We start from the raw sequence: 15,675 nt of genomic DNA on the forward strand, positions 1-15,675 counted from the left end.
ATGCGCAGCGCCAACCGGGTCGCCTCGCTACTGCTGGCCACCGCCCTGCTCGCGGGCGGCACGCTGGTGGCCGTCCAGGCACTGCTCCTCGCCCTGGACCGGCCGACGCCGCTGGACACCACCGGCTGGCTCGACGCCCTGAGCGGCACCCGGTGGCGCGACCCGACCGTCCAGACGCTGGCCGGCGGCACCGTACTGCTGGGTCTGACCATCCTGGTCGCCCAACTGCGCCCCTGGACGCCGGTGCGGTTACGCACCGACGAACGCGACGGCTGGCACCTGCACCGGCGCAGCGTGGAGCGGCGACTGGCCGACGTCGCCGGCGCGGTGCCGGGCGTACGCCGCGCCCGGGTCCAGGTCCGACGGCGCGGCGGCCAGTGGCGCCCCCGGGTGCGCGCGACCGGCGACCCGGCGGCCCGGGGGGAGATCGAGTACGCGGTGCACCAGGAGTTGCACCGGCTCACCGCGCCCCGCCCCGGCCACATCGATGTCCGGCTACAGCCTCGTCGGCGGCCGGCATGACCAACGCCGGGCACCGCCTGCTGTGGACGATCATCGCGCTGCTGCTGGTGACGGGCGGGGCAGCGGCGCTGGCGGCCGGCCACGGCAACCTGCCCGGCGCCGATCCACAGGCGATGGTGCTCAGCGCCGGACTGCTGGAGCGGTGGCGGATGGCCACGCCGTGGAGCACCCTGGCCGCGGCGGTCGGCGGGGCACTACTCGCCCTGGCCGGGCAGCGCCTGCTGGCCCGGGAGGTGCGGCCACCCGCCGGTACGCTGCGCGGCACCCTGAGCCACCCCGGGCGACGACCGGGCCGCACCCGGCTGGCCGCCGGCGTCCTCACCGACGCGCTGGTCCGCGACCTGACCGGCAACCCCGGGGTACGCCGGGCCCGCGTGGTGCTCACCGGCGAGCCGCCGCACCCCGACGTGTGGATCCGGGTGGACCTGACGGCCGACGCGACGGCCGCGGGCGTACGCGACCACGTTCGCGCCGCCGTCCGCCGGTTCGCGGCGACGACCGACTGCCAGCCGGCGCACCTCGACGTGACAGCCCGCATCGAGCCGGCCGACCCTGACCCGCCGGGCATGATCGGCTGAGCCGGACGGCCCGGCGGCTCAGCCGTCGACGCCAGGGCGGCGCGCGGCCACGACGCTGGCCCCGATGGAGACCGCCAGGGTCAGCACCACCACCGCGAGAGTCGACCAGACCGGCAGCTTGCCCACCGGCGTCTCGGCGAGGATGAGCTTCAGCCCCGCGAAGCCGAGCAGCAGCGCGAGACCGTAGCGCAGGTAGCCGAACTGGCGCAGCAGGCCGGCGAGGCAGAAGTAGAGGCTGCGCAACCCCAGTACGGCGAACGCGGTGGCCGTCCAGACCAGGAAGGTGTTGGTGGTGATGGCGAGGATCGCCGCCACCGAGTCGATGGCGAAGACCACGTCGGTGGCCTCGATGGCGACGAGCGCCACCAACAGCAACGTCGCCACCCGCCGGCCGGCCACCCGGGCGGTGAACCGGTCGTCGTGGTACCGGGCGTCGGTGGGCACCAGCTTTCGGAACAGCCGGACCACGACGTTGCGTTCCGGGTCGACGTCCGGCTTTCCGCGTACGGCCAGCCGCCAGCCGGTCCAGATCAGGAAGCCACCCAGCGCGAACCCGGCCCAGGTGAGCCGCTCCAGCAGCTCGGCGCCGGCGAAGATGAACAGCAGGCGGAAGACGAGCGCCCCGACGACACCCCAGAACAGCACCTTGTGCTGATAAACCGACGGCACTCGGAAGTAGCCGAAGAGCAGGGCGAAGACGAACACGTTGTCCACCGACAGCGCCTTCTCCAAGAGGTAGCCGGAGAAGTACGCGACGGCCGGGTCGCCGCCGAGGCCCCACCAGAGAGCCAACCCGAACAGCAGACCCGCGCCGATCCAGACGCCGCTCCACAGCAACGCCTCGCGTAGCTCGATGACGTGGTTGTCCCGGTGCAGGAGCACGTCCACGGCGAGCAGCACGGCGATCAGCGCGCTGGCTGCCGCCCAGGCCCACAGCGGCACCGTGACCGTCGCCTCAGCCACCGACGCCCTCCGCATCGACCACGGCCACCGCCCGACACCTCAACCGCCGGCTGTGTCGAGCCTAGGCGAACGGCCTCGCCCCCACCCGGGCTCCGGTGAAGTCGGTGCCCGCCGACGGTCACCGACAGGCACACCGCTCCGACGGCCGGCGGGTCTGCCGCACATCGGCGGTGGGTGATCCGGCAGGATCGAGGTGACCGGACACATCAACCGACACGGCAGGAGATCCCCGCATGAACCAGGCAGCAGGCGCCCGATCCGGCAAGCCCGAGGTGGGTCCGATCGAGGGTGCGCCGCCGGCCGACCTCGTGATCGAGGACGTCACCGTGGGCGAGGGACCGCAGGCCGAACCGGGCCAGCTGGCCAGCGTGCACTACGTCGGCGTGTCGCACTCCACCGGCGGCGAGTTCGACTCGTCCTGGAACCGGGGCGAGGCGTTCGAGTTCCCGCTCGGCGGCGGTCAGGTCATCGCCGGCTGGGACCAGGGCGTCGTCGGCATGCGCGTCGGCGGTCGCCGCCGGCTCACCATCCCGCCACACCTGGGGTACGGCGACCGCGGTGCGGCCGGCGTCATCAAGCCGGGTGAGACGCTCGTCTTCGTCGTCGACCTGCTCGGCGTGCGCTGACCGATGCTCGGGGGCCGCCGGCGCGCGCCGGCGGCCCCGCGGCGGACCCGGATCGCGTAGGCCCCTCGGGCCGGGGGTCAGGCGGCCAGTTGCAGGTGCGCCGGCTCGACTGCCGGGCGACGGGCAGCCTCGACGACCCGGGCCGGCTCCAGAATCGGCATCACCCGGTGCAGGCCGGTGGCGCGCAGCACCCGGGCCACGACCGGGCTCGGGTCGACCAGGACCAGTGCGCCACCACACGCCCGGACACGCAGGTGCGCGGCGAGCAGCGTGCGGACGCCGGCGGCGGAGAGCAGCCGCAGACCGGACAGGTCCACCTGGAGCACCGGACGCGCCGGCACGGACCACAGCGCAGACCGGAACGCGGCCACCGTGGCGATGTCGACCTCGCCGGCCACCCGCACGAGGACCATCTGGTCACTCACGCTGACCTGCACGTCCAGCCGGTCGCTCCGCTCTCCCATGCCGAGAAACCTAGCCGCCCCCACCGACAGTTTCGGCCTCCGGCGACGTGATTCCGGGTACGCCCAGGGTCCTACCCCGAGGTGCCCCTCATCCCCCTCGGGGTGAAGGCCGGAGCCTCGCTCCTCGCCGAGCACCCGACCGCCCGCCAACCGCCCGGGTCGGACCGTGATCGACTACGGGTTGGTGAAATCGGGGTATCCGCAGCAGCGGGACACCCCGACATCACGGATACCGTGTGGATCATGGACGTCGGTCGGCGACGGCGGTGGAGAATAGGCCGATGCTGATCCCTCGGCCCCGGCCGCCCCGGTTGATTCGTCCCGTCCGCGAGCCGGCCACCGTACCCCCGGCGTTGGCCGGAGCCTGGGCCCCGACGGACCGAAGGCTCGACCACGCCGAGCTGCTGCCGCTTCCCGACGGAGCCGTGGGTCCGGAGGACGTGCTTGTCGACGACGCCGGCCGGGTGATCAGTGGCGACGAGGACGGCCGGCTCTGGTGCTGGCCGGTCGACGCGCCGGAAGGCACCCGCCCCCGACTGCTGGCCGAGACCGGTGGCCGACCGCTCGGCATCGAGTTGGACGCCTCCGGCGAGGCTCTGGTCGTCTGCGACGCGTACCGCGGGTTGCTGCGGGTGACACCCGACGGCGCGGTACGCGAGCTGACCGGGGCGGCGCCCCTGGTGCACCTGGCCAACAACGCCACGGTGGCCCGCGACGGCACCATCTACTTCACCGACTCCTCCGACCGGTTCCCGGTCTCGCACTGGAAGCGGGACCTGCTGGAGCATCGCCCCAACGGGCGGGTGCTGGCCCACCATCCGGGCAGCGGTCGCACCGAGGTGGTGGCCGACGGGCTGTACTTTCCCAACGGGATCGCGCTGACCCCGGACGAGTCGGCGCTGATGCTCGTGGAGACCAGCACCCACCGCCTGCTCCGCGTCGAACTGGGCGGCGGTGTCCGGGTGCTCGCCGACCTGCCCGCGTACCCGGACAATCTCTGCGCCGTCGGCGACGGGACGTACTGGATCGCGTTGCCCAGCCCACGGGTGCCGATCGCCGAGCGGCTGCTGCCGCACCCGCGACTGCGGCAGATCGCCGCGTTGCTGCCCGACGCGTTTGCAGCCGCAGCCGCGCCGCTACGGGCTGGTCGCGCTTGTCGACGGCGACGGCGGGGTCCGCCGGACGCTGCACGGCCCGACCGGGCGGTATCGGATGATCACCGGGGTACGCCAGCACGGCGATCACCTCTGGCTGGGCAGCCTGATCGGGGCAGGGGTGGCGCGCGTACCGCTGGGTTGACCCGCCCGGCGGGCCGGCCCGCCGTGGTGGCGGGCCGGCCCCGGGTGTCGGCGCCGGTGTCTCAGCGACCGCTGACCGAGGGCGCCGGGGCGGGCGAACCGCCGGCCACCGCGCCCGGGTGCGCCGGGGCGACCGGCGCGGGCTTGAGCCCGGCGGGCACCGGCAGGGCGCTGCCCCGGACGAACTCGTCCCAGCTCACGTTCCACGCGGTCCAGCCGTTGCCCGGCTGCAACTCCACCTCGGTGCCCTTCACGGTGATCAGGTCACCGACCTGTGTCACCCCCATCAACCAGTCGGCGGCGGTGGCGGAGACGTTCGCGCAGCCGTGCGAGACGTTGGTGTTGCCCTGGTCGCCCTCCGACCAGGGCGCGGAGTGGATGAACTCACCACCCCAGGTGTAGCGCTGGGCGTCGTCGACGTCGACCACGTAGCCACCGTTGGGATCACCCCGGGTGTCGAAGGTGGTCCGCTCGTGCTTTTCCATGATCACCATCTTGCCGCTGGAGCTTGGTGTGCTCGGCTTGCCCAGGCTGACCGGGATCCGGCGGATCTGCTTGCCGTCACGCAGCACCGTCATCTGCTTGGTGGCGTTGTCGACCTCCAGCGAGAGCTGGCGTCCGATCTTGGAGGTCGCGGTCCGCTCGGCGTCACCGACCCGGTCCTTGCCGATCGGCAGGCCCTCCAGCCCGGCCCGGACACTGATCGTGGTCCCCGGCTTCCAGAAATCCGGTGCCCGGTAATAGACCTGACTGCCGTCCTCGAGCCACGACCAGGCGCCCGGCTGCGGAGGATTCGTCTTCACGAACAACCGCCGCTGAACATCTGCTCTGGCCTCTTTCGGAATTGCCGGGTCGAACGCGACGGTTACCGGCATCGCCGTGCCGTACGTCCGATTGCCCACGAAATAGAGGGTGCTGGTGATCTGTGGTTTGGTGGATTTGGCCATGGTGGTGAACGTGGTGGTGCGGGTGGTGGTGGCGCCGGAGTCCCCGGTCGCTGTCACCTCGGCGGTGTACGTCCGCCGCGGTTGCAGCGACGCCGTCGGCACCCAACCCGAGCCGTCGTCGCGCGGCTCGGCGCCGACCTGCTTGCCCTTGTCGTCGGTGAGGCGTACACCGGTGACCCGTCCACCCTTGACCGCGGTGCCCACCTCGGCGCTGACCGGCACGTCCCGAGCCTTGTCCGCCGGTGTCACGGCGAGGTCCGGGCCGGCGGAGTGGTCCTTGGCCGAACCATTCGCCGGGTCCCGCTCGGCGGTGCACCCACCCAGGATGAGTGGTGCGGCTGCGATGGTTACCGCCAACAGCGTCAATCGCCGCCTAGACGTCATGTTCAGTCCCCCCGTTTTCGACTTCCCTCCGCCACATTCTCACCTGCCCAGCAGGGGGTATCCGCGGTATTTCGAAATAATCGTCCGCGCATTTACCGACGCATTTGCCGACGATGTTCCACTTGGCGGATCAGGCGTTCAACCGACCTGTGTCGTGCCCTCTGCTCCGCTTGAGCGACGCCACACCGGCTGTCCGGATGACGGGCGTCTGGCCGCGCTCCGCCCGGTCGGCCTGTTCGCCCCGGCCCGGCCGCGCGCCCGGCCCGGCGAGGCGCGGAAGTAGGAGGTCACGCCGGGGCGCGCACCTCGGGGGCGGACTTTTGTCAGCTGAAGCGAAACTTCTGCCGAACGCGACGAAGCTTTGCCTTCGTCCGGGGGCAAGGGTAGGGTCACGATCTAGATAGAGGGTTGCCCATTCGTCGATCAGCTTGCCGCCACCCCTGCCGGGTCGCCGTGTTCCGCCCCCGATGGGGGGCCGGGCCGCACCGGCACGCCGTCCTCACCGTCCAGCCGGAGCCCGCCTCCGGCCGGTTCGGCGCGCCCGGGTGACGGCAGCCAGGTCGACCGCCGCCGACGGCGTACCTGCCGTCAAGGAAGGGACCACCACCATGGATCAACAGCTCAACCGACCGACACCGGCGTCCGAGCCGATCAGCCGGCGCGGAGTGCTGCGCGCCGCGACCGTCTCCGCCGCCGCCGTCGGCGCCGCCGGCCTGCTCGCCAGCCCGGCCACCGCCGCACCCGCCGGGCAGTCCCAGGGCCGGCGTCGGGTGCCTGTCGACCGGATCAGCATCCAGCTCTACACCCTGCGCGATCAGCTCGCCGCCGACCTGCCCGGCACCCTGGACGCGCTGCGCCGGATCGGCTACCGGCGGGTGGAGCACGCCGGCTTCGTCGGACGCACCGCCGCGCAGTTCCGGGCCGCGCTCGACGAGGCCGGGTTGCGTGCCACCTCCGGGCACACCGGCATCCCGCAGCCCTTCGACGCCGCCACCTGGGAGCAGTCCCTCGCCGACGCCAACGTCGTGGGCTGCAAGAAGATCGTCCACCCGTACTTCGGTCGGGACGCCAACGGTCAGGCGATCCGGGACCCCAACGTCTACCGGGCCCTGGCGCGCGACCTGAACAAGGCCGGCCGGCTGGCCGAACGTGCCGGGCTCGACTTCGGCTACCACAACCACCAGCTGGAGTTCGTGCCGTTGACCGACGGCTCGACCGGCTTCGAGATCCTCACCGGGCAGACCGACCCGCGCCTGGTGCACTTCGAGCTCGACCTCTACTGGACCTGGCGGGGCGCGCACGACCCGGTCGACGTGATCCGGGCCAACCGCGGCCGAATCCGCCAGGTGCACGTCAAGGACCTCGACGTGGAGGGCGGTTTCGCCGACCTCGGCGACGGCGTCATCGACTTCGGCCGCATCTTCGCCAACGAGCGGGAGGCCGGCATCGAGGAGTACATCGTGGAGCGCGACGACGCGGGCACCGCGCCACGCTCCCCCGCCGACGCCCTGGACACCGCCCGGGTCGGCTTCGACTATCTCGCCTCACTCCGGTACTGAAACACCTCGGGGGACAATCTTGATGAACAGAACCGCATTCGTGTCCGCCCTGCTGCTGGTGACGGCCGGTCTGGCCGTACCACCGTCAGCCGCGGCGGCCGCACCGGCCGCGCCGCCGGACAGCAGCTTCCAGAAAGTGACACTGAACGACTTCCCGGGCGAGCCGATGAGCCTCGCCGTCCTGCCCGACCTGCGGGTGCTGCACACCTCCCGCACCGGCGAGGTCCGCATCCACGACCCGCGCACCGGGCTGAACACCCTCGCCGCCGACATCCCCGTCTACGAGCACGACGAGGAAGGGTTGCAGGGGGTCGCCATCGACCCGAACTTCGCCCAGAACAAGTGGGTCTACCTCTACTACTCGCCGCCCATGGACACCCCGGTGGACGACCCGGCGACCCCCGGCGTCAACGAGGGGGACGCGCCGGAGGTCGGCACCGCGGCGGACTGGCAGCGGTTCAAGGGCGCGCTGCGGCTGTCCCGGTTCAAGCTGGACGGGATGAAGCTCAACCTCGCCAGCGAGCAGCAGATCATCGACGTGCCCACCGACCGGGGCATCTGCTGCCACGTCGGCGGCCAGATCGACTTCGACAGCTTGGGCAACCTGTACCTGTCGACCGGTGACGACACCAACCCGTTCGCCTCCGACGGCTACATCCCGATCGACGAGCGGGCCGACCGCAACCCGGCGTTCGACGCCCAGCGCAGCGCGGCCAACACCAACGACCTGCGCGGCAAGCTGCTGCGCATCAAGGTGAAGAACGGTGGCGGCTACACGGTGCCGGCCGGCAACCTGTTCAAGCCGGGCACGGCGCAGACCCGCCCGGAGATCTACGCGATGGGGCTGCGCAACGCGTTCCGGTTCGCCGTCGACCGGCGTACCGACAACGTGTACGTGGGCGACTACTCTCCGGACGCCTCCAACCCGAACCCGGAGCGCGGCCCGGCCGGGCACGGCCGGTGGATGCTTGTCGACAAGCCGGCGAACTACGGCTGGCCGTACTGCGTGACGCCGACGATCGCCTACCGCGACTACGACTTCGCCACCGGCGAGTCCGGCGCCAAGTTCAACTGCAAGCGCCCGGTCAACGACTCACCGCACAACACGGGCAAGCGGCAACTGCCGCCGGTCGAGCAGCCGCAGGTCTGGTACGCGGCGGCCCCCTCGGCCGAGTTCCCGCAGCTGGGCACCGGCGGCATCGCCCCGATGGGCGGCCCGGCGTACGACTACGACGGGACCAGCACGTCGCGTACCCGCTGGCCGGCCTACTACGACGGGGTGCCGCTGTTCTACGAGTGGACCCGGGACTACATCAAGGAGTTCCGCCTCGACTCCGACGGCGACGTCACGGACATCCGGCCGGTCGTGCCCTCGCTGGTGGTGGACAACCCGATGGACATGGAGTTCGGCCCGGACGGCGCGCTCTACGTGCTGGAGTACGGCGACGGCTACTTCGCTGAGAACCCGGACGCCCAGCTGTCCCGGATCGACTTCGTCCGGGGCAACCGGACGCCGATCCCGAAGATCAGCGGCACGCCGACCGTCGGGCAGGCCCCGTTGACCGTCGCGTTCTCCAGCGCCGGCACCACCGATCCGGACGGTGACAAGCTCAGCTACGCGTGGGACTTCAACGCCGACGGTTCGGTGGACAGCACCAACCCGAACGCGACCTGGACGTTCCAGGAGAACGGCTCGTACAACCCGACGCTGAAGGTGACCGACCGCACCGGAAGGTCCGCCTCGGCGACCCTGCCGCTGGTGGTCGGGCCGACCGCGCCGGTCGTCGAGTTCGTCGCCCCGGTGGCCGGACAGCCGTTCCAGTTCGGGCAGACGGTCGCGTACGAGGTGAAGGTCACCGACGACCTGCCGGTGGACTGCTCCCGGGTGAAGGTCACCTACGTGCTCGGGCACGACGAGCACGGGCACCCGCTCTCCACCTCGACGGGTTGCTCCGGGACGATTCCCACCTTCGTCGACGGTGGGCACAGCGGCGCGGACAACCTGACCGCGGTGTTCGTCGCCGAGTACACCGACGCCCCGACCGAGCCGGGCGTGCCGCCGCAGTCCGCCTCGGCAACTGTCGTGCTGGACCCGACCCCGGTGGCCGGTCTGGCCGGCTGACCAACTCACGCTGACAGCGGCGGCGGCCGGATCACTCCGGTCGCCGCCGCTCGTCGTCTCTCCGCCGACCGGCGCACCGTGCGGGCCGGCACACCGTGCGGGTGGCCCTGCGGTCGCCGCTCAGGTCCAGTCGCTGTCGACGTGGTTGTCCCGCCAGCGTCCACCCACCGGTGGGGTGTCCAACCGCATCCCCTCGTCGGCGTTGCCGGCGAGGTCGTTGTCCTCGACCCGGCAGTCCACGCAACTGCCCCGATCGGTGATCCACAGCCCGTGCGTCTGGGTCTGGTGGTCGTGGTTGTCCCAGATCCGGTTGCCGCGGATGGTGGCCGAGTCGAACGGCGCGTCGATGGTGATACCGGCCCGCCGCTCGGGCGCGGCAGCCAGTTCGTATCCACATCCCGGTGGCGGGATGTCCCCGCTCCACGCGCTGAACGCGTCCGGGCGGACCGGGGCGAGGGTGAGTTCGTCGCCGGTGTTGGCGGCGACCATGGCAACGGACCGTCCGACCCGCAGTACCTTGCCCCGGTGCCCGTCGTGCGGCCAGGCGGCCGACCGGTCCACCAGGGACCGCTCGCCGTAGCGCACGGCGTCGCCCGTCCCGCCGGTGCCTTCGGCGTACTGTTGCCCGTTGTTGCGGATCCGGTTGTTGAGCACCACCGCGTCGGTCATCTGGTGATCGACGCGGACCGCGTCCAACCCGTTGCCCCAGATGTCGTTGCTCTCGATCACCACGTCCCGGATCGCGCCCCGGTAGCCGCGCCTGAGGTCCTGCGCGTGATAGCCGTGCTGACCGTTGCCGCTGATCCGGTTGCCCCGCACGGTGTACGGGCCCGGGCTGTTGCCGATGCTGACCCCGTCGCGCAGGTTGCCGTCGATGACGCAGTCGGTGAGCAGCCCACCCCGGCCGGCCACCGACGAGGTGCCCTGCGACGACACGTCGAAGCCGGTCTCCAGGTTGCCGGTCATCGTGCAGGCCGAGACGATCAGACCGTCGCTACCCCAGTCGGAGATGCCGAACCGGTTGCCCTGACTGTGGCAGCCGATGATGCGGTAGCCGCGTGGCGGTTCCCAGTAGTCCTTCTGCAGCTCCAGGAAGATCCCGTTGGTGCCGTTGGCAAGGGCGGTGCAGTTGGCGATGGTCAGCCGCTCCACCGGGCCCCACCCGCCGATGCCGACCCCGATGCCGGCGCCGCCGATCTGCTCGCCGTTGTCGAGGCGACCACAGCCGACCACCACCACGCCGTCGATAAGGGAGTCCTGGAGGAAGTCGCAGCCCAACCCGGTGGCGGCGGTGTGGTGGATGTAGAGGTTGCGGAACACGCCGCGCACCACGTACTGGAGTCCGAGGCCCTTGGCCAGGTAGTTGTACTCGGCCATGGCCACGCCGGAGCCGTCGATCTGGAAGTCGGAGAAGGTGCAGTCGGCGATGTGCCGGTCCCGGTCGGCGCCGTGCTGCACTGTGGTCCAGAAGGCCAACGGGGTCGGGTCGGCCCGGTTGCCCTCGTTGCTGAGCATGAACCGGGTCGCCGCCGGGCCGGCCCCGATCAGCGACACTCCGCTGCGCCACACCGTGCCCGCGTCCCGGATCGAGTAGATGCCCGGCGGGCAGTAGATGACCCGGGCGCGCCCGTCCGACGCGTACCCGGCGCCCAGGCGGTCCACGAGGGCGGCCAGCGCCGGCTGGTCGTTTGTCGCGCCGTCGCCGGTCAGCCCGTACTCCGTCGCGTCGCAGTAGAGCGGCGCGCCGGCCGAGGCGGGCCGTCGTACCCGGACCGAGTTCAGTAGCAGCTCGTTCGCCACGGCCACGGGCCGGCTCCCTTCGACGCGTTCGGTGCGCTTCGGCGGGGCCGACTTCCCGATGACGCCGCCGGGAAACCCCGCCCGTGGGCACCGCCGGAAAACCCGGACGTGCGCCGGCCCCGGCGCCGCACACGCAGCGCCGGGGCCGGGGTACGCCGTCAGACGGCGGCGATCAGCAGCGCCGGGCGCTCCACGCAGTCGGCGACGTGCCGCAGGAAGCCACCGGCCACCCCACCGTCACAGACCCGGTGGTCGAAGGTGAGGCTGAGCTGGGTCACCTTGCGGACGGCGAGTTGCCCGTCGACCACCCACGGCTTGTCCACGATCCGCCCGATCCCGAGCAGCGCCGCCTCCGGGTGGTTGATGATCGGCGTGGAGCCGTCCACGCCGAACACCCCGTAGTTGTTGAGCGTGAACGTGCCGCCGGTCAGCCGGGCCGGCGGCAGGTTGCCCGCCCGCGCGGCGGCGGTGGTCGCCGCCAGTTCGGCGGCCAGCTCGGCGGTGGTGAGTCGCTGGGCGTCGCGCAGCACCGGCACCAGCAGACCCCGGTCGGTCTGCGCGGCGATGCCGAGGTGCACCCCGGCGGACTGGACGATCTGCTGCGCCTCCGTGTCGACCCGGGCGTTGAGCTGCGGGAACCGGCGCAGACCGCTGAGGCAGATCCGGGCCAGTAGGGCCAGGATGCTCACCGGCGCGTCGGGCGTCGCCGCGTTGATCGCGGCCCGGGTCTCCAGCAGCCCGGTGGCGTCCACGTCGACCCAGATGGTCACCTCCGGGATCTCCCGCCGGCTGCGGGAGAGCTTGTCGGCGATGACCTTGCGGACGCCGGTGAGCGGCACGATCACGTCGTCGTCCCCGGACAGGCCCGCCGGGGCGGGCGCGTCCGGCACGGCGGTGAGCCGGGCGGCGGGTACGGTCAGCGCCGCCTCCACGTCGGCACGGCGGATCACTCCGCCGGGCCCGGTGCCCCGTACCGCGTTCAGGTCGACGCCACGCTCCCGGGCCAGCCGCCGCACGATCGGCGAGATGACCAGGGCGGTCGGCCGCGCCGGGTGGCCGGGCGCGTCGCCCACACCCGGGGCGCCGCCGGCAGCCGCGCTGATCCCGCCGGTCGGGGCCGCAGCACCGGTCGGGGCGGTGCCACCGGTCGTCGCGGTGTCGGTCCGCGCGGTGTCGGTTTGCGCGGTGTCGGTCCGCTCGGTGTCGGCCGGCTCGGGGGCGAGCGTCAGCCGAGGCCGGCGCCGACGGCGGGTGGCGCCGCCGTGGCCGGTGCCGTAGCCGATCAGCACGTTGCCGGAGCCGGCCCGTTCCTCCTCGCGGTAGGTGGCGTGCCCGGCGGGCTCGTCGCCGCCGTCCAACGGCGCGATGGTGATCAACGGCTGGCCGACCGGACGTACCTCACCGGCCGCGCCGTGCAGGGTTACCACCCGGCCGGCGTACGGGCAGGGCACGTCGACGACCGCCTTGGCGGTCTCCACCTCGACCACGCTCTGGTCGACGGTTACCACGTCGCCCACCGCGACCCGCCACTCGACGATCTCGGCCTCGCTCAGCCCCTCGCCCAGGTCGGGCAGGAGGAAGACCTGCGTCCGCTCGACGGTGGTCATGCCGCGCTGCCCTGCGCCGCCCAGCGCGAATCCGGCTGGTCGTCCCACTGCAGTCGGGCCACCGCGTCGAGCACCCGGTCCACACCGGGCAGGTGGGTGTGCTCCAGCATCGGCGCCGGGTACGGGATGTCCAGCCCGGCGACCCGCAGCACCGGGGCGTGCAGCGCGTGGAAGCAGCGCTCCTGCACCCGGGCGGCGATCTCCGCGCCGACCCCGGCGAAGCCCTGCGCCTCCTGGATCACCACGCACCGGCCGGTGCGGCGAACCGAGGCGGCGATGGTGTCGTCGTCGAACGGGACGATGGTGCGGACGTCCACCACCTCCAGGTCCCAGCCCTCCTCGCGGGCGGCCTCGGCGGCCTCCAGCGCGACCGGGACGGCCGGCCCGTACGCCACAAGCGTGGCGTCGCGGCCGGGCCGGCGCACGACGGCCCGCCCGAACGGCTCGGCACGGGTCGGCAGGACCGCGTCGGCGCTGGCGAAGTAGAGCTTCTTGGGCTCCATGAAGACCACCGGGTCGGGGTCGTCGATCGCCTCGCGCAGCAGCGAGTACGCGTCCTCGACGGTCGCCGGGGTAACCACCTTCAAGCCGGGGGTGTGCGCGTAGTACGCCTCGGACGAGTCGCAGTGGTGCTCGACCCCGCCGATTCCACCGGCGTACGGCACGCGGATCACGATGGGCACGCTGAGCTTGCCCCGGGTGCGGTTGCGCAGCTTCGCCACGTGCGAGGCGATCTGCTCGAACGCCGGGTAGGCGAACGCGTCGAACTGCATCTCGACCACCGGCCGCAGACCGGACATGGCCAGGCCGACGGCGAAGCCGACGATGCCGGCCTCGGCGAGCGGGGTGTCGAAGCAACGGTCTTCGCCGAAGCGGGCCTGTAGGCCGTCGGTGATCCGGAAGACGCCGCCGAGTTGACCGACGTCCTCACCGAAGACGACGACCCGGTCGTCGGCGGCGAGGGCGTCGGCGAGCGCTGTGTTGAGCGCCTTCGCCATGGTGGTGGCCATCAGGCGTCACCCTCCTCGTCACGGGCGGCGGCCAACTCGGCGCGGACCTGCTCGCGCTGTTCGATCAGCTGCGGGGTGGGCTGGGCGTAGACGTGGTCGAAGAGGCTCAGCGGGTCCACTGTGGGCTGCTCGTTCATCCGGGTGCGCAGGTCCGCCGCGTACGCCTCGGCCTGCTCGGCGACCTCGGCGACCGCCGCGTCGTCGAGCACCCCGCGGGCCCGCAGGTAGGTCTCCAGCCGGGCGATCGGGTCGCGGTCCCGCCAGGCGTCGACCTCGGCGCCGTCGCGGTAGCGGCTGGCGTCGTCCGCGTTGGTGTGCGGCTCCATCCGGTAGGTGTGCGCCTCGACGAGGAACGGCCCGTTGCCGGCGCGGGCGTGGGCGACAGCGCGGGTGAGCACGGCGAGCACCGCCACCGGGTCGTTGCCGTCGACCTGCTCGCTGGGTACGCCGTAGCCGACGCCCTTGTAGGCAAGCGACGGCGCGGCGGTCTGCCGGGACAGCGGGACGCTGATGGCGTAGCGGTTGTTCTGCACGAAGTAGACCACCGGCGCCTTGAACACGGCGGCGAAGTTGATTCCCTCGTGGAAGTCGCCCTCGCTTGTCGCGCCGTCGCCGATGAAGGCCAGCGCCACGGTGTCGCGGCCCTGGTACGCCTCGCCGTGCGCCAGCCCGGCGGCGTGCACGCACTGGGTGGCGAGCGGGGTGCACTGCGGCGCGGTGCGTACCTCGGTCGGGTCGTAGCCGCAGTGCCAGTCGCCGCGCAGCAGGGTGAGCACCTCGACCGGGTCGATGCCCCGGGCAACCAGCGCCATCGACTCACGGTAGGTGGGGAAGACCCAGTCGGTGTCGCGGACCGCGAGCGCCGCGGCGACCTGGCACGCCTCCTGCCCCCGGGAGGACGGGTAGACGGCCAGCCGGCCCTGCTTGGTCAATGCGGTGGCCTGGGTGTCGAACCGGCGGCCGAGCACCATCCGGCGGTACAGCTCGCGCAGCACCTCGACGGGGGGCTCCGGGTAGTGGGGGCGGGCGGGCAACGGTGTGCCGTTCGGGTCGAGCAGGCGAACCGGCTCGGCGTCCGGCAGTAGCGGGCGCGCCGGGTCGGGCGGGGTGGCCGCTCGACGCGTACGCGGGGATGCCCTGCGGACCGCCTGGGGAGTGGTCGTCACGGCGGAACCTCCTGGGACGTGTGGTGAGCCTATGCTTCCGCGTGTCGGATGTTTGACTCAAGATCCACGCAGAAGGCGGGACGGTTGGTATGCGGAGGGCGTATCAGTGAGCCAGGAAACCGGCGACGAAGCAGACCGGATGGCGGGATCGGGACGATCGGTTCGAGCCCTCGACGAGGTGGACCGGCGGATCCTCGACGAGCTGGTCCGGGACGGGCGTACGTCGGTGCGCACCCTCGCCGAACGGATCCACATCTCCCGCACCAACGCGTACGCGCGGGTGGAGCGGTTGCTGCGCGACGGGGTGATCACCGGGTTCCGCGCCCAGGTGGCGCCCGAGGCCGCCGGGTTGGGCACCTCGGCGTACATGGCGTTGACGATCGAGCAGAACACCTGGCGGGAGGTGTCGGCCGAGCTGGCCCAGGTCCGCTATGTCGAGCACGTCGCGTTGCTCAGCGGCGAGCACGACGTGCTGGCTCTGGTCCGGGCGCCGGACAACGCCGCCCTGCGGGATGTGGTGCTGGATCGGGTGCAGCGCATCGCCGGGGTGTTGTCGACGCGGTCCTGGCTCGTCTTCGAGGAGTTCGGCGGTACGCAAAGTCCCTGGCAGTAGGGCCATAACACGAATT

At 72.2% G+C, this 15,675-nt stretch carries 13 protein-coding genes and 1 pseudogene; 7 read left to right on the top strand and 7 right to left on the bottom strand.

Going from position 1 to position 15,675, the window contains the following annotated elements:
• Positions 1 to 522, top strand: coding sequence for a DUF6286 domain-containing protein (locus ABZU25_RS18485; RefSeq protein WP_355030564.1), 522 nt, complete (start codon positions 1 to 3; stop codon positions 520 to 522).
• Positions 519 to 1,100 (top strand): hypothetical protein, encoded by a 582-nt coding sequence (locus tag ABZU25_RS18490; RefSeq protein ID WP_355030565.1) that lies wholly within the window; start codon positions 519 to 521, stop codon positions 1,098 to 1,100. The genes ABZU25_RS18485 and ABZU25_RS18490 overlap by 4 nt, the downstream gene beginning before the upstream one ends.
• An 18-nt stretch (positions 1,101 to 1,118) precedes the next feature.
• On the opposite strand, the gene ABZU25_RS18495 is transcribed toward ABZU25_RS18490, so the two are convergent.
• Complete coding sequence (locus tag ABZU25_RS18495) at positions 1,119 to 2,042, bottom strand: TerC/Alx family metal homeostasis membrane protein (RefSeq protein ID WP_355030606.1); 924 nt, start codon at positions 2,040 to 2,042, stop codon at positions 1,119 to 1,121.
• A gap of 254 nt (positions 2,043 to 2,296) precedes the next feature.
• On the opposite strand from ABZU25_RS18495, the gene ABZU25_RS18500 reads away from it, so the two are divergent.
• Positions 2,297 to 2,689: an FKBP-type peptidyl-prolyl cis-trans isomerase gene (locus ABZU25_RS18500; protein ID WP_355030566.1), complete on the top strand. Its 393-nt coding sequence runs from the start codon at positions 2,297 to 2,299 to the stop codon at positions 2,687 to 2,689.
• Between the two features lie 77 nt (positions 2,690 to 2,766).
• Here ABZU25_RS18500 and ABZU25_RS18505 read toward each other — a convergent pair whose 3' ends face one another.
• Complete coding sequence (locus ABZU25_RS18505; RefSeq protein WP_355030567.1) at positions 2,767 to 3,153, bottom strand: STAS domain-containing protein; 387 nt, start codon at positions 3,151 to 3,153, stop codon at positions 2,767 to 2,769.
• A 281-nt stretch (positions 3,154 to 3,434) separates the two neighbouring features.
• On the opposite strand from ABZU25_RS18505, the pseudogene ABZU25_RS18510 reads away from it, so the two are divergent.
• Positions 3,435 to 4,130: pseudogene (locus tag ABZU25_RS18510) on the top strand (SMP-30/gluconolactonase/LRE family protein); the annotation flags it as partial.
• A 383-nt stretch (positions 4,131 to 4,513) separates the two neighbouring features.
• Here ABZU25_RS18510 and ABZU25_RS18515 read toward each other — a convergent pair.
• Positions 4,514 to 5,782 carry an Ig-like domain-containing protein gene (locus ABZU25_RS18515; protein WP_355030568.1) on the bottom strand — a complete coding sequence of 423 codons (1,269 nt, stop codon included), beginning with the start codon at positions 5,780 to 5,782 and terminating at the stop codon, positions 4,514 to 4,516.
• Between the two features lie 608 nt (positions 5,783 to 6,390).
• On the opposite strand from ABZU25_RS18515, the gene ABZU25_RS18520 reads away from it, so the two are divergent.
• Together ABZU25_RS18520 and ABZU25_RS18525 are read left to right on the top strand one after the other, a co-directional pair.
• Positions 6,391 to 7,341: a sugar phosphate isomerase/epimerase gene (locus ABZU25_RS18520; RefSeq protein WP_355030569.1), complete on the top strand. Its 951-nt coding sequence runs from the start codon at positions 6,391 to 6,393 to the stop codon at positions 7,339 to 7,341.
• A 22-nt stretch (positions 7,342 to 7,363) separates the two neighbouring features.
• The gene (locus ABZU25_RS18525) at positions 7,364 to 9,463 is read left to right on the top strand and encodes a PQQ-dependent sugar dehydrogenase (RefSeq protein WP_355030570.1); all 2,100 of its coding nucleotides are present in this window, start codon (positions 7,364 to 7,366) and stop codon (positions 9,461 to 9,463) included.
• A 120-nt stretch (positions 9,464 to 9,583) separates the two neighbouring features.
• Here the strand turns inward: ABZU25_RS18525 and ABZU25_RS18530 are convergent, their stop codons facing one another.
• The 4 genes from ABZU25_RS18530 to pdhA all read right to left on the bottom strand — a co-directional run bounded on the left by ABZU25_RS18530 (position 9,584) and on the right by pdhA (position 15,079).
• Entirely contained in the window at positions 9,584 to 11,263 is a 1,680-nt protein-coding gene (locus ABZU25_RS18530) for a right-handed parallel beta-helix repeat-containing protein (protein ID WP_355030607.1), read from the bottom strand.
• 158 nt (positions 11,264 to 11,421) lie between these two features.
• On the bottom strand, positions 11,422 to 12,870 hold the full coding sequence (locus tag ABZU25_RS18535; protein WP_355030571.1) for a dihydrolipoamide acetyltransferase family protein: 1,449 nt from the start codon (positions 12,868 to 12,870) through the stop codon (positions 11,422 to 11,424).
• Positions 12,867 to 13,883 (bottom strand): alpha-ketoacid dehydrogenase subunit beta, encoded by a 1,017-nt coding sequence (locus ABZU25_RS18540; protein WP_355030608.1) that lies wholly within the window; start codon positions 13,881 to 13,883, stop codon positions 12,867 to 12,869. Before ABZU25_RS18540 ends, ABZU25_RS18535 begins: the two co-directional genes overlap by 4 nt.
• Positions 13,880 to 15,079 (bottom strand): pyruvate dehydrogenase (acetyl-transferring) E1 component subunit alpha, encoded by a 1,200-nt coding sequence (gene pdhA, locus ABZU25_RS18545; RefSeq protein WP_355030609.1) that lies wholly within the window; start codon positions 15,077 to 15,079, stop codon positions 13,880 to 13,882. The genes ABZU25_RS18540 and pdhA overlap by 4 nt, the downstream gene beginning before the upstream one ends.
• 106 nt (positions 15,080 to 15,185) lie before the next feature.
• On the opposite strand from pdhA, the gene ABZU25_RS18550 reads away from it, so the two are divergent.
• On the top strand, positions 15,186 to 15,659 hold the full coding sequence (locus tag ABZU25_RS18550) for an Lrp/AsnC family transcriptional regulator (RefSeq protein WP_355030572.1): 474 nt from the start codon (positions 15,186 to 15,188) through the stop codon (positions 15,657 to 15,659).
• Positions 15,660 to 15,675 lie beyond the last annotated feature (16 nt).

Source organism: Micromonospora sp. NPDC005215, from assembly GCF_040607915.1.
Taxonomy (GTDB): domain Bacteria; phylum Actinomycetota; class Actinomycetes; order Mycobacteriales; family Micromonosporaceae; genus Micromonospora.

Excerpts from the sequence above, each read along its gene's own strand:
- ABZU25_RS18485 (WP_355030564.1), top strand. The coding sequence starts at position 1 with ATGCGCAGCGCCAACCGGGTCGCCTCGCTACTGCTGGCCACCGCCCTG.
- ABZU25_RS18490 (WP_355030565.1), top strand. The coding sequence starts at position 519 with ATGACCAACGCCGGGCACCGCCTGCTGTGGACGATCATCGCGCTGCTG.
- ABZU25_RS18500 (WP_355030566.1), top strand. The coding sequence starts at position 2,297 with ATGAACCAGGCAGCAGGCGCCCGATCCGGCAAGCCCGAGGTGGGTCCG.
- ABZU25_RS18505 (WP_355030567.1), bottom strand. The coding sequence starts at position 3,153 with ATGGGAGAGCGGAGCGACCGGCTGGACGTGCAGGTCAGCGTGAGTGAC.
- ABZU25_RS18515 (WP_355030568.1), bottom strand. The coding sequence starts at position 5,782 with ATGACGTCTAGGCGGCGATTGACGCTGTTGGCGGTAACCATCGCAGCC.
- ABZU25_RS18520 (WP_355030569.1), top strand. The coding sequence starts at position 6,391 with ATGGATCAACAGCTCAACCGACCGACACCGGCGTCCGAGCCGATCAGC.
- ABZU25_RS18525 (WP_355030570.1), top strand. The coding sequence starts at position 7,364 with ATGAACAGAACCGCATTCGTGTCCGCCCTGCTGCTGGTGACGGCCGGT.
- ABZU25_RS18535 (WP_355030571.1), bottom strand. The coding sequence starts at position 12,870 with ATGACCACCGTCGAGCGGACGCAGGTCTTCCTCCTGCCCGACCTGGGC.
- ABZU25_RS18550 (WP_355030572.1), top strand. The coding sequence starts at position 15,186 with ATGGCGGGATCGGGACGATCGGTTCGAGCCCTCGACGAGGTGGACCGG.